This is a genomic window from Brevibacterium sp. OS20 (assembly GCF_056837565.1).
Map to the genome: position 1 here is coordinate 532723 of NZ_CM166367.1, position 13660 is coordinate 546382.

Below are 13660 nucleotides of genomic sequence, written 5' to 3' on the forward strand. Positions count from 1 at the left end.
CACACGTTTTTCTCATACGTACATTCCTGAAAGTGGGACCCCATGGTTTCGACTCGCCTTCAAATGAGCGCCCTGGCAGGCGTTGTCGCTCTGACTCTGGCCGGCTGCGGCTCGGCAGACTCCGATTCGGCTCAGGCCGAAGACTCCGGATCCACGATCGAGGTCGAGGACAACAACGGCAAGCAGACCGTCGCCTCCCCGCCGAAGTCCGTTGTCGCCACCGACAACCGCACGTTCCAGACGCTCAGCGACTGGGGCATCGAACTCAGCGGCGGCGCCGTCTCCCTGATGAGCGACGACCTCGACTACACGCAGGATGATTCCATCCTCGACCTCGGCAGCCACCGCGAACCCGACCTCGAGAAGGTCGTGGAGGCCAAGCCCGATCTCATCGTCAACGGTCAGCGATTCGCCCAGTTCCATGACGACCTGGCCAAGCTCGCTCCCGAGGCAACGGTGCTCGAACTCGATCCTCGCGACGGCGAGGACTTCGACGCCGAGCTGCGCCGCCAGACCGAGGTCCTCGGCGAAGTCTTCGGAGAGCAGGATGAAGCGAAGAAGCTCGTCGACGACTTCGACGCCTCCATCGAGCGCGCCCAGAAGGCCTACGACGACAACGACACGGCCATGGGCCTGATCACCTCGGCCGGCGACATCGGCTATGCCGCACCGTCGGTCGGCCGCACCGTCGGACCGGTCTTCGACATCCTCGACCTCGACCCGGCCCTCGAGGTCGAAGAGGGCAGCGAAGACCACCAGGGCGACGACGTCTCCGTCGAAGCCATCGCGAAGTCGAACCCCGACCTCATGATCGTCCTCGACCGCGACGCCTCCTTCGCCCCTGAAGAACGCGACGAAGGTTCGGCCCCGGCCGCCGAAGTCCTCGAAGACTCCGAAGCGCTCAAGGACGTTCCTGCGATCACGGACGACAAGATCGTCTACTTCCCCGAGGACACCTACCTCAACGAAGGCATCCAGACGTACACCGAGTTCTTCAACGACTTCGCAGACAAGCTCGAAGCTCAGAAGTGATGACCCTCGCCGAGGCGGCCCGACGTCGGAACGAAGCCCGACGCAACCGGACGGCTGAGTCCCGGCAGGGAACGGTCGATCCGTCCCCCAGCGGGACGGCAGTCTCGTCCGTACGTGGGGCCGCCTCGGCGAAGGCACCTCTGTTCGGATGGCCCCTGCTGTTGGGCATCGTCGGGGTCGCCATCCTCCTCGCGCTCTCGCTGCTCACCGGCGTCTACGACATCTTCGGCGGTGTGGGCGGGGCCGAGATGTTCCAGATCACGCGGATCCCGCGCACGATCGCCCTCGTCCTGGCGGGCGCCGCCATGGCGATGTGCGGACTGGTCATGCAGCTGCTGACCCAGAACCGATTCGTCGAGCCGACGACGACCGGCACCACCGAATGGGCGGGGCTCGGCCTCATGCTCACCGTCATCGTCTATCCCGATGCCTCGATCGTCGCGCGAATGGTCGGCGCGATCATCGCCGCGTTCATCGGCACCCTTGTCTTCTTCGTCTTCCTGCGCCGTGTGTCCCTGAAATCCTCGCTCATCGTGCCCATCGTCGGCATCATGCTCGGCGCCGTCGTCGGCGCTGTCTCGACATTCATCGCGGTGCAGACGGACATGCTGCAGTCGCTGGGCATCTGGTTCGCCGGCAGCTTCACGTCGATCCTGCGCGGCCAGTACGAGACCCTGTGGATCGTCGCGGCCGTCGTCGTCGCCATCTTCATCCTCGCCGACCGCTTCACCGTGGCAGGGCTCGGCAAGGAGATCGCCACCAACGTCGGTCTCAACTATAACCAGATCCTGCTGCTGGGCACCGTGTTCGTGGCGATTGCGACCGGAGTGGTCACCGTCGTCGTCGGCAACCTGCCGTTCCTCGGCCTCATCGTGCCGAACATCGTCTCGCTCATCCGCGGCGACGACCTGCGCTCGAACCTGCCCTGGGTGTGTCTGCTCGGCATCGCGATCGTCACCATCTGCGACCTCATCGGCAGGATCATCGTCATGCCCTTCGAACTGCCCGTCTCCCTCATCCTCGGCGTCGTCGGCGCGGCCGTGTTCGTCGCCCTGCTCCTGCGTCAGCGAAAGGTCGGGTGAGCTCGGATGCGCGCAAACGATGAAACCGAATCGACCGGGACCGGCACCGAGGCGGCCCACCCGACCGCGGCCACCGTCGTGAACGGCGGGGACCGGTCCGGTGCGGGCGCACGGTACGGTCGGCCGCCTCGGCGAGGGTCTGCGACTGCTCAGCGGTCGTCGGGACCGCTTCCGACGAAACGGTCGCAGCGTCGCTACTGGACGATGATCATCGTGCTGGCGGTCGCCTCGGCGGGGATCGCTCTGGGCATCCTGGCCTGGGACAATCCGATGCCGATCACCGACCCGGGGTTCTGGCTGATCGCCGAGCTGCGGCTGACGAACCTCGTCGTCATCGCCCTGGTGGCACTGTGTCAGTCGTTCGGCACGGTCGCCTTCCAAACGGTGACGAACAACCGGATCATCACCCCATCGATCATGGGATTCGAGTCCCTCTACGTGGCGATCCAGACCTCGGCGATGTACTTCTTCGGAGTCACCGCGATCGTCGAACTCAAGGGGCTAGTGCCCTTCATCGTCCAGCTCGTGCTCATGGTCGGGCTGTCGCTGGCGCTCTACGGGTGGCTGCTGTCGGGACGGCATTCCTCGGTGGCGCTCATGCTGCTCATCGGCGTCGTCATCGGCGGCGGACTCGGCTCGGTCGCGACATTCATGCAGCGGACGCTGACCCCGAGCGAATTCGACGTCCTCTCCGCCCGACTGTTCGGGTCGATCTCGAATTCGGATTCGAGCTACCTGCCGGTGTCGATCCCGCTGTGCCTGCTCGCCTGCCTCGGGCTCTACCTCTGCTCCTCACGCCTGAATGTGGTGGCCCTGGGACGGGACATGACGAGCAACCTGGGACTCAACTATAAGGGCGAACTGCTCAAGGTCCTCTTCTTCGTCTCCATCCTCATGGCAGTGTCCGTCTCGATGATCGGACCGATGGTCTTCCTCGGCTTCCTCGTCGCAATGCTCGCCTACCAGTTCGCTGACACCTTCGACCACAAACGCCTCTTCCCGATGGCCGCGCTCATTGGATTCGTCGTTCTCGGCGGGGCGTACTTCGTCATGAAGAACATCTTCTACGCCGAGGGGGTCGTGTCGATCATCATCGAGATCGTCGGCGGCGGCGCCTTCCTGCTCGTCATCCTGAGAAAGGGGCGCCTGTGATCACGCTCGAATCGGTCCGCAAATCCTACGCCGACGAAGTCTCGATCGGGCCCGTCGATCTGCAGATCCCTGCCGGGGGAGTCACCGCTCTGGTCGGGCCGAACGGCGCCGGAAAGTCGACTCTGCTGACGATGATCGGGCGGCTGCTCGGGATGGATTCCGGCGCGATCTCGGTGGCCGGTTATGACGTCAGCTCGACGAAGTCGAAGGATCTCGCGAAGATCGTGTCCATCCTGCGGCAGGAGAACCACTTCATCACCCGGCTGACGATCCGGCAGCTCGTCGGCTTCGGACGGTTCCCCCATTCGAAAGGTCGACTGACGACCGCCGATGAGGAAGTGATCTCGCAGGCGATCGACTTCCTCGAGCTCGGTGAGCTGGAGAATCGGTTCATCGACGAGCTCTCCGGCGGGCAGCGGCAACGGGCCTATGTGGCGATGGTGCTGGCGCAGGACACCGACTACGTGCTGCTCGATGAGCCGCTGAACAACCTCGATATGAAGCGATCGGTGCAGATGATGCAGCACCTGCGCCGGGCCGCCGCCGAGATGGGGAGGACCATCGTCATCGTCCTCCACGACATCAACTTCGCCGGTCACTACGCAGACCACATCTGTGCGGTCAAAGACGGTGCCGTCATCGAATTCGGTGCGCCCGAGGAGATCATGACCGGCGAGGTGCTCTCACGTGTCTTCGACACTCCAGTCGACGTCATCGACGGACCCCGCGGCCCCCTTGCGGTGTACTTCTGAGTCCGGGTCGGGCTCCGGGGCGTCTGACTGCGGGTGAGTTCTGCCTTTGCGCTGATGTCATGCCGCCGGCGGGGCCGGCGGAGGGTACGTTCCGGGAAGCATGGGGATGGTGAGGAGCCACTTGAGGCGACTCTCGGGCGCTCATCGCCTTTTGACCGAACCATCGAGTTCGAACCAGATGCATCGATCAGAAGGCGATGACAGATGGCCCGTAAGTCGATGGCGGATGGTGCAAAAGCCGATCACCAGACTTGGGCTCCAGTGGACTGAGCGCTCACTTGCGCACCAGACACTGTGGAGTACCTTCTCATTCGGCACCTTTAGAGAATCCAGACAGTCGGCGCGTTCATAGGTTCAACTGGGCTAAACCGTCTCAGCGGTGCCCAGCATCTGCGAGTTCTCAGGGATTCGTGTGCAGAGACGTTCATCGGTGGCCTGTGGAGAATATCTCGACTCGACCGTCGTTGACTTGTGGACGACGAAACGTTGTCCACAACCTCAGCGCAAGGGGTACTAACGGCAGTTCGCTGATGCCGATACTCGCCAGATGAAGAATACGATCTATCGTGAAGAGTTCTCCGCCGCCGGCATCTCTTCCAAAACGATCAAGAGCGCGCTGGATTGTTGTCTGATTCGTCTCTGCCGCGGGGTGTACTCGGTGATCCGTGAGTGCGGAGTGAAAGACCACAGTCGGATTGCGGCATTTATCAGAGACGTCGACTGGATCAGTTTCCACGTCGGCAAAACTCCAGCCGACCTGAAGCGCGATTTCAGGTATCAGACCCAGCTCCGAGCGCTGCGCATTCAGAGTTACCGCTGGTACCGGCCAGAGGACGTGATCGTTGGCAAATCGGCGGCTGTCCTCCACGGAATACCTTTGTACAAGGACGCATCGCAAGCGATCACGGTCAGACACCCAAGGAGCAATTCGCACACTAAGGAGATTATCCGTGTGCGGGATGAGGTACCCGCAGAGGATCAGGTCCGATTCGGTCACCTTGCGGCCACCTCGGCGATCAGGACGGCCTTGGACCTCATTCGGATTTCGGGTCAACACGAAGCTTTTGCAGCACTGGAATGGGTACTGCGTCAGGCGACGGCCGATCATTTCCCTGGCTTCAATCCGAGGTCCGGGTATACAGAAAAGTTTCAGTCCGAGGCACGTCGGATCATCAAGACGGCGTTCTATCCTGCGGTTGCTCGCATGCGATCGGGCCAGGTCACCGCGCAGCGGATGGTTGATGCGATCGGGCCGTTCTCTGAGAACCCAGCCGAGAGCAAATGCCGACTCAACCTCATCGCTTTGAACCTGACGGGGTTCGAACAGCAGATCGAAGTCCGAGACAGCCGAGGCTTCATTGCTCGAGTCGATTTTCTCAATGAACAGGCACGAACGATCCTCGCGGTCGACGGAAGTGAGAAATACGCTCTGGTGGGTCCCTCGCTGATCCGGAGGGAAGGCGAACAGCACAATCGGCTTCTCAGCTTGGGCTATAAGGTCATCCATCTGAGTTTCGACGACGTGCTCAGACTCAACGACTTTCGGGACAAGATCTTCACACAGGTGCCGGAGCTGAAGCAGATGGTCGGGAGCCCGGACGAATGATGTAGAGTTCGCGCATCGACTTTTGTGCCGGTAACCATCGGGTTTTGTACAGTCGGGTATCGAGTTTTGTGTGGCGCATCGAGTTTTATCCCGATGACCTGATCAGAAGGCGATTGTTCGCCGAAGAGGCCGCTGAGTTGCCATGGCTCGGTGCTCGGTGCTCGGTGCTCGGTGCTCGGTGCTCGGTGCTCGGTGCTCGGTGAAGGCGCGGCCCAGCACCAATCGCTGCGGCGGCCTCGAGTGGCACCTGGAGGAGAACGGCGCCGATGTCCGTGACCGTCGGATCCTCTTCTCAGCTTTCCTCGATCAGGTGAGGGCGCGGAAGGCGGCTGCGGTTTCGGTCTGAGCCGACCCAGCGGCCTCCTCTATCTGTCGTCTGCCGCGACGGCCGGGCGGATCAATACCCAACGGCGCACTGCCATCACGAGTGCGGCAACCAGCCCTACGATGAGCAGTCCGTCGGCGGCAATATAGAGCAGATGCAGGGACGACCCACCCTCGTCGACACCTGCGAGCACGGCATCCGTGCGCTGATTGAGCAGCGGCCGAATGACGACGACCTTGATGATGAGCACTCCGATGAGCCCGCATGCCACACTGCGATAGACGCGATCGACACCCGACTTCAGCAGCGACCACAGCAGGATCACGGCGATGACGAGCTCGACCCAGTTCATCACTCCGAACACCAGCCGACCGATGCCCAGCCCCAGCGGGATCGTGATGCCGGGGGCGGTGAACTTCAGCGGTGCCTCGATGAGCGAGATGCCGATGATGAGTCCGAGCCAGATGGCGGGCAGGATGATCCGAGCGCTCGCCGCCAGCCGCGAGTCATCGGTGCTGAAGAAGTGAGTCATGCCTTCGATTCTACTCCTCGTAGAAATTCGTCTGCCGCGCCCTCACCTTCACCCACCAATTACTACCTGACGGCGGCGCAGCAACCTCGCGCGAGGTTGCTGGGCCGATCCTTCTATGTCTGTCAAGCCGGCGTGGGAATTGTTTCTAGCCCGTTGAGAATCTTGAAAACTCGACGCGCGAGATACCATTTGAGCTTGCGCTTGAGTTCCCTCTTCGACTTCTTCGTCGGGTCCTCACCAAAGCGCTGGGCAACATAATCCCTGGTTCTCTCATCGTGGATCATCCGGTTCGTGATCACCGTGTGCAGGGCCCGGTTCAACTGCCGATCCCCACCCCTGTTCAACCGGTGTCGTTGCGTGTTGCCCGACGAAGCAGGGATCGGATTCGCCCCTGCCAGGGCTGCGAACGCAGCCGCGTTACGGACTCGTCCCGGATGCGACCAGGCGGTGAAGAACACCGCGGCAGTGAACGTACCGATCCCGGGTTCGGCCAGCAAGACTGCCGCCGGACTGGCCTCAACAAGTTCAGCGAGCTTGTCATGGTTGTCCTGCAGATCGTCATCAAGATCGAGGACGCGTTGAGCTAAACGGACCGCTTCGTCCCGGGACGTGGCCAGGCCGATGTCTTCCTTCCTCGACCGCCACTTCGAGATCTCGACGAACTGGGCATCGGTCAACGAGTTACGGGCATCAATTCCCAGAGCGACAGTGCGCACCAACGCGGTCAGGGAGTTGATCATCCGGGTCCGTTCGGTGGTCATCGCGTCCCGGGCTGCCAACAGCACGCGCAGGCCCTGGCGGACTCCTTCGCCTTGGCGTGGCCACCGCAGCTGGTCGGTGTGTAGCGCCAGCACGGACTTCGCGATCCGGTAGGAGTCGAGCTCATCGCTCTTACCCACGCCGTACCGGGCTTTGGCATCCATGCGTCCAGCTTCGACCACGGGGTATTCGGTCGTGGCGATATGACCGGTCAGCACCGCCCCGTAGGATGCGGTTCCTTCCACGACCCACAGGGTGTCGAGGTCACCTTTCGTCCACCGGCCTGCCCAGGTCAGGGCCCGTTTGATGCCGGCCCGAGATGTCGGGAAGCTGCCGGTAGCCACGAGGATGCCGGTGTTGGTGATGATCGTGTAGACGTGTTTTCTGGCGTGTGTATCGACGCCGATGAAGAAGTTGTATAAGTGCGCGACAATGGACATAGCGGTTCGAAGCTCCCTGTTTGACCGATAGGTTGTGCGGCCGCTTGCGGCCGGTACCGGTCCGGGATGAGGTCACTTCGGAACAACACTGTGATGAGTCACGCCCCGGCAAGGGGCGGACAGCCTTCTGATCAAGTTACCGAGGTGGGCCGAGTCGGTGCCGGCCGCACCACCCATGTGATCGGACAAATCGGCCCGAAGACACCACCAAAAGGGGGTGGGTCACCGCCAGGTTGAGTCACGATCACGGGGTGGAGAGGCCAGCACCTACTCTGCCAGCCGGTCCCAGACCAGCCACTACCAAGACTCACAGCCGTCAGGTAGCAAGAAGGGGTGGTGGTCGGGACGCTCAGCGCCTTCGCCGGACCCGCTCTAGACTGGTGTCCATGCGTCTGTTCTCCAACGCCGTGGTGCGCACTTTCGCACCCCAAGCCGCCTCGAGTGCCCCCGACTCGAACACCCCTGCGTCGATCGCATCCGACCCGATCGGATCGAACGCAGAAGCGGCCCCAGAAACGGCCCCCGATTCCGACCCCTCGCCCACCTCCGACCCCTCGCGGCCGGCCCCGGATGCGATCCTCGTTGATGGGGAGACCATCGTGGCCATCGGCACCCGGGCCGAACTCCTCGACATCGCCGCCGCGGAATCGTCGACGACGGCGGCGCTCGCCTCGGCGGGTGGGGTCGGTGCCACTGCGGTCATCCCCGGCCTCGAGATCGATGAGATCGACTGCGGCGGGCAGGTCATTCTGCCCGGATTCGTCGACGGCCACATCCACTCGATCCTGTACGCCGACTCCCTGACCGACCTCGATCTGTCTCAGACGAAATCGCTGCCCGAGGCGGTCGCCGCCATCCGCGAACGCGCCGATTCCCTCCCGGTGGGCACCTGGGTGGTCGGCTCCGGGTGGGACCTCAACAAGTGGGAGGACCCGAGCTACCCTGACCGTGAGCTCCTCGACGCCGAGGTCCCCGACCATCCGGTGGCGATGTGGTCACTCGATCTGCACACCTTGTGGGTCAACGCCCACGCTCTCGAGATCGCCGGCATCGACGAGGCGACCCCCGACCCTTCCGGCGGCAGCTTCGTCCGCGACGAGAACGGTCAGCTCACAGGTCTCGTACGCGAAGACGCCACCGATCTCGTCGCCCGCTTCATCCCCGAACCCAGCCGCGAGGACCAAGTCGAACGCCTCGCCGCCACCCAGGAGCTCTTCCTGTCACAGGGGCTGACCGGGATCCATGACTTCGACGGCATCGCCTCGACCTTGGGCTGGAACGACCTGCACGCGGCCGGTCGCCAGGACATGCGCGTGACCTTGTTCCTGCGTTCACCCGAAGTGCCGTGGGCGATCGAAACCGCCTGGCACACCGGTGACGGCGATGATTGGCTGCAATGCGGTGGGCTGAAGCTGTTCTCGGACGGGGCGCTCGGCTCGCATACCTCGCACATGTCCTCAGCGTTTCCCGCAGTCGACGGTGAGGACGAGAACTTCGGTGTCGTGCAGATGACCGAAGACGAGCTCTTCGACCAGGCACACATCGCCACCGAGGCGGGAATATCCGTGGCCATCCACGCCATCGGCGATCAGGCGAACCATCATGTGCTCGCTGTCTACGACCGCTTGCGGGAGACGACGAAGGCCGCGGAGGAGAAGTTCGGCCGACCCATGCGTCACCGCGTCGAACATGCCCAGTTCATCCAACCCGCCGACGTCGCCCGGTTCGCCGAGCTCGAGGTGCTCGCGTCGATGCAGCCGCGCCACTGCATCTCCGACCTGCACCTGCTCCACCTCATCGACGAATCCGCGCAGCTGGCCGCTTATGCTTGGCCGGATCTGCTCGCTGCGGGTGCCCAAGTGGTCTTCGGCTCCGATGGGCCCGTCGAACCTGCCAACCCGTTCGCCGCGATCTACGCGGCGATGACCAGGGCGAACATCTCCGGAGACGCGACGACGAGCTTCCAGCCGCACCGTCGGCTGAGTGCCGTCGAGGCCATCCGCCTGCACACTCAGGGACCGGCCTTCGCCGCCGGGCTCGAGGACCGGCGCGGATATCTGGCGCCGGGCATGGACGCCGACTTCATCGTCGTCGACACCGATCCGTGCGCGGCCGAAGGGCTCGATCCCGAGGTCGCCGCGGCAGAGCGCGACGGCCTCCTCGGCTACGATTCCGAAGAAGCCCTGTTCGCCCACGCCGAGGCGATCCGCGATACCCGAGTCGCGCTCACCGTCGTCGGCGGCGAGGTGAAATACCGCGCCTGACCACGCCGAGGCGGTCGACCACCTCGGCGATGGGCGGGACCCGCACTGCCCGCTCCCTCGACCAACTGCTCCCTCGACCAACTGCTCCCTCGACCAACTGCTCCCTCGACCAACCGACAAGGACGTCCCCGCATGCCCCGCTCGTTTCTGGCCCAGGCCCGCAAGGTCGATGAGGCGACCCCGGACTCTCGCAGTCGCGAGGTCGACTTCCTGCGCGCCGCGGCGATCACCGTCGTCGTGCTCGGCCATTGGACGATCATCGCCGTCAGCGCCACCGGCGGCATCAACCCGCACGGACTTCTCGACCAAGCCCGGTGGACGCACCCGCTGACCTGGGTGTTCCAGGTGATGCCGATCTTCTTCCTCGTCGGCGGATACTCCAACGCCCTGTCGTGGCGCTCGGCGAGGCGGCGGAACACCGGGTACGGCGAATGGCTGAGGGCGCGCCTGCGCCGACTCGGTCTGCCGCTCATCCCGCTGCTGCTGACCTGGTTGGTCACCTGCGTCATCGCCTTAGCCGCTGGTGCCGAGCCTGCCGCCGTGCAGCTGGCTTCCCAGATGGCACTGGTGCCGACCTGGTTCCTCGCCGCCTACCTGCTCGTCGTCATCGTCGCCCCGCCGTGCCTGATCCTGTGGGAAAAGTGGGGCTGGTGGTCGATCATCGTCGGCATCGGCATGGCCGGGATCATCGACATCGTCAGCATCGCCGCCGACAGCAAGCTCGCCGGATACCCGAATTACCTGCTCGTCTGGGCGAGCTTCCACCAGTTCGGCTACGCCTGGCTCGACGGGCGACTCTCCAACATCAAACGCTGCCTGTTGCTCTTCGTCATCGGCGCCGTCGGCCTCGGGCTTCTCGTCGGGCTCGGCCCGTACCCGGTGTCGATGATCACCGCCGGTACTGACGCGATCTCGAATTCGGCCCCGACCCGCGTGACCATGGCCTTCCTCGGCATGGCGCAGGCCGGAATCGTCCTCATGCTCCAGCGCCCACTGGCGAAACTCCTACGCAGCCCCGGCCTGTGGTTCCTCACGGTGCTCGTCAACCAGCGCATCATGACCTGGTTCCTCTGGCACCTGACCGCGCTGACTGCCCTGGCCAACGTCCTCATCGGACTCGACGCCGATGCCCTGCTGCCGACTCCGCTGACCGGAATCTGGTGGCTCACCCGTCCGCTGTGGGCACTGGTTCTGCTGGCGATCACCGGGGTGCTCGTGGCGATCTTCGGCCGGTTCGAAACACCCGCGCCAGACGACCGTCCCGCCCCTCCCATGTGGATGCCGATCGCCGCCTCGGCGGCCATCTGCGCGGGCCTCGCGATCATGGCCGACACCGGAATGGTCAACGACAGGGGCGTGACCTGGATCTGGCCGGTGCTGCCGCTCGTCGGCATGGTTGCCTTCGGTGTCGTTCGCCTGCCCGGTCGGCGAACCGCCAAGAGCTGACCCTCGCCGAGGCGGCCGGACCGTCACGCTGAAACGTTGCCGCGTCGGACGCGGAGGTACGGAATGAGAACGGCCCGACGTCCCCGCGGGGACGTCGGGCCGTTTCTCACGGTGATCGGGTGATCCACCTCGGCAAAGGTGCGACGGGGACGTCGGGCCGCCTCGGCGAGGGCGAATTCGATCAGATGTGGCGACCGCCAGAGATCTCGGTGACGGTGCCGGTGAGGTAGCTCGAGAGTCCGGAGGCGAGGAACAGCACCACGGAGGCGACCTCTTCGGGTTCGCCGGCGCGGCCCAGCGGGATGTCGGCGAGCTTCGAATCGATCGCGTGCTGGGGCATGGCCGCGGTCATGGCGGTGTTGATGAAGCCGGGCTGGATCGCGTTGATGCGAATGTTCTTGAATGCGACCTCCTTGGCCACGGCCTTCGTCATGCCGACGATGCCCGCCTTGGCCGCGGAGTAGTTCGACTGACCGGGGTTGCCGATCTTGCCGCTGATCGAGGACACGTTGATGATCGATCCGCCGCGGTCCTGCTCGCGCATGAGTGCGGTGGCGACCTTGAGCCCGTTCCACGTGCCGCGCAGGTGCACGGAGATGACGTCGTCGAACTGCTGCTCGGTCATCTTCCGGATCGTCGCATCGCGGGTGATACCGGCGTTGTTGACCCAGATGTCGATACCGCCGAATGCGGTCGTGGCCGCCTCGGCGAGCTTCTCGACGGCCTCGAGGTCGGACACATTGCACACCGCGCCCGTGGCGACTCCATCTCCGCCGAGTTCGGTCACAGCAGCCTGCAGACTCTCCTCATTCATATCGGCGAGAACGACCTTCGCGCCGGAGTCGACGAGGCTGCGCGCCATCGCCAGGCCGAGGCCTTGACCGCCGCCGGTGACGACGGCGACCTTGCCGGCCAGCAGGCCGGGGATCGCGGTGACTCCGCCGAGTTCGGTGACGGTGATGCCGGTATGCGCGGGCGTGGATTCAGTCATGGGATGCCTTTCGTTCTTTTGTGGCCAAGCGGAGCCGGACCTCGCCGAGGCGGCCCGCCGTTGCGCTTATGCGTGCAGGATACTGCGGCCTGCGTCAGAGGTTGAACTGCGGTTTGTGTGCGCCCTTGAGCAGCTGCTTGGCGACGACGACGCGCTGGACCTCGGAGGTGCCTTCGTAGATGCGGAACAGGCGGGCGTGGCGGTAGAAGCGCTCGACCGCGGATTCGCGCATATAGCCCATTCCGCCCTGGATCTGCACGCCTTTGTCGGCGATGCGGGCCAGTGCCTCAGAGGCGAAGAGCTTCGCCGAGGAGGGGCCGAGCTTGCGATCGGTCTCGGCATCCCAGCGCTGTGCGGCCGAGAGGACGAGGGCCTTGGCGGCGGCGACATCGGTGTAGATGTCGGCGAGCATCGCCTGGACGAGCTGGAACCGGGCGATCGGCTCCCCACCCTGCTTCGCCTCGGCGGCGAAGCGGACGGATTCGTCGAGGATTCGGATCGACTGGCCGACGCAGATCGCGGCGATGTGCAGGCGGCCTTTGTTCAGCGAGGCCATCGCGGCGTAGAAGCCCTTCTCCTCTTCACCGCTGATGAGGTTGGAAGCAGGCACACGGACATCGTCGAAGAAGATCTCCGAGGTCCAGGCACCGGCCTGGCCCATCTTGTGGTCGTGGGGACCGACGGTCACGCCCTCCGACTTCGTGGGCACGAGGAAGACCGAGATGCCCTTGGACCCGGTGGCGTTCGGGTCGGTGCGGGCGAAGACCATGAGGACATCGGAGGCCTCGGCGTTGGTGATGAATCGTTTCGAACCGTTGATGATGTAGTCATCGCCGTCGCGCTCGGCCTTGGTGCGCAGGCCCGAGGGGTCGGAGCCGGCCTCGGATTCGGTGAGGGCGAAGGAGGCGACGACCTCGCCGGAAGCCAGACGGGGCAGCCATTCGGATTTCTGCTCAGTGGTGCCGTAGTTGACGAGCACCTGCCCGGCGATGCCGTTGTTCGTGCCGAACAGGGACCGGAAGGACGGTGTGGTGTAGCCGAGTTCCATAGCCAGCAGTGCATCCTGCTCGGCGTTGAGGCCGAGGCCGCCGTACTCCTCGGGCAGGGCCCAGCCGAAGAGTCCCATCTCGGCGGATTCCTTGATGATCGATTCGGGGAAAGCGTCCTCGTCCTCGACCTGGGTCTCGAGGGGGACGACCTTCTCGCGGACGAATTCTCGGACGGCAGACAGGATGTCGTCGAGTTCTGAGTTGTCCATTGCTGTGTCTCCTTCAGGTGG

The 13660-nt window shown here is 64.1% G+C and carries 11 protein-coding genes; 7 read left to right on the forward strand and 4 right to left on the reverse strand.

What is annotated here, in order from left to right:
- Window positions 1–42: 42 nt before the first annotated feature.
- From ACVZTU_RS02310 to ACVZTU_RS02330, 5 genes are all read left to right on the forward strand, one after another.
- Window positions 43–1032 carry a siderophore ABC transporter substrate-binding protein gene (locus ACVZTU_RS02310; protein WP_482401290.1) on the forward strand — a complete coding sequence of 330 codons (990 nt, stop codon included), beginning with the start codon at window positions 43–45 and terminating at the stop codon, window positions 1030–1032.
- Window positions 1032–2114: an ABC transporter permease gene (locus ACVZTU_RS02315; RefSeq protein WP_482401291.1), complete on the forward strand. Its 1083-nt coding sequence runs from the start codon at window positions 1032–1034 to the stop codon at window positions 2112–2114. The genes ACVZTU_RS02310 and ACVZTU_RS02315 overlap by 1 nt, the downstream gene beginning before the upstream one ends.
- 6 nt (window positions 2115–2120) lie before the next feature.
- Window positions 2121–3266 (forward strand): iron chelate uptake ABC transporter family permease subunit, encoded by a 1146-nt coding sequence (locus ACVZTU_RS02320; RefSeq protein WP_139470387.1) that lies wholly within the window; start codon window positions 2121–2123, stop codon window positions 3264–3266.
- A complete protein-coding gene (locus tag ACVZTU_RS02325) occupies window positions 3263–4018 on the forward strand; it encodes an iron ABC transporter ATP-binding protein (protein ID WP_139470388.1) in 756 nt (251 codons plus the stop codon). Before ACVZTU_RS02320 ends, ACVZTU_RS02325 begins: the two co-directional genes overlap by 4 nt.
- A 547-nt stretch (window positions 4019–4565) precedes the next feature.
- Window positions 4566–5624, forward strand: coding sequence for a hypothetical protein (locus ACVZTU_RS02330; RefSeq protein WP_482401292.1), 1059 nt, complete (start codon window positions 4566–4568; stop codon window positions 5622–5624).
- Window positions 5625–5989: 365 nt separating this feature from the next.
- Here ACVZTU_RS02330 and ACVZTU_RS02335 read toward each other — a convergent pair whose 3' ends face one another.
- Both ACVZTU_RS02335 and ACVZTU_RS02340 read right to left on the reverse strand, forming a co-directional pair.
- Window positions 5990–6481 (reverse strand): hypothetical protein, encoded by a 492-nt coding sequence (locus ACVZTU_RS02335; protein ID WP_446656244.1) that lies wholly within the window; start codon window positions 6479–6481, stop codon window positions 5990–5992.
- Window positions 6482–6603: 122 nt separating this feature from the next.
- Complete coding sequence (locus ACVZTU_RS02340) at window positions 6604–7680, reverse strand: IS110 family RNA-guided transposase (RefSeq protein ID WP_139470449.1); 1077 nt, start codon at window positions 7678–7680, stop codon at window positions 6604–6606.
- Window positions 7681–8066: 386 nt separating this feature from the next.
- On the opposite strand from ACVZTU_RS02340, the gene ACVZTU_RS02345 reads away from it, so the two are divergent.
- A complete protein-coding gene (locus ACVZTU_RS02345; protein WP_139470391.1) occupies window positions 8067–9944 on the forward strand; it encodes an amidohydrolase in 1878 nt (625 codons plus the stop codon).
- A gap of 132 nt (window positions 9945–10076) precedes the next feature.
- A complete protein-coding gene (locus ACVZTU_RS02350; protein WP_482401293.1) occupies window positions 10077–11390 on the forward strand; it encodes an acyltransferase family protein in 1314 nt (437 codons plus the stop codon).
- 181 nt (window positions 11391–11571) lie between these two features.
- Here ACVZTU_RS02350 and fabG read toward each other — a convergent pair whose 3' ends face one another.
- Both fabG and ACVZTU_RS02360 read right to left on the reverse strand, forming a co-directional pair.
- Entirely contained in the window at window positions 11572–12381 is an 810-nt protein-coding gene (gene fabG / locus ACVZTU_RS02355; RefSeq protein ID WP_482401294.1) for a 3-oxoacyl-ACP reductase FabG, read from the reverse strand.
- Window positions 12382–12475: 94 nt separating this feature from the next.
- Entirely contained in the window at window positions 12476–13639 is a 1164-nt protein-coding gene (locus tag ACVZTU_RS02360) for an acyl-CoA dehydrogenase family protein (protein WP_482401295.1), read from the reverse strand.
- Window positions 13640–13660: the final 21 nt, after the last annotated feature.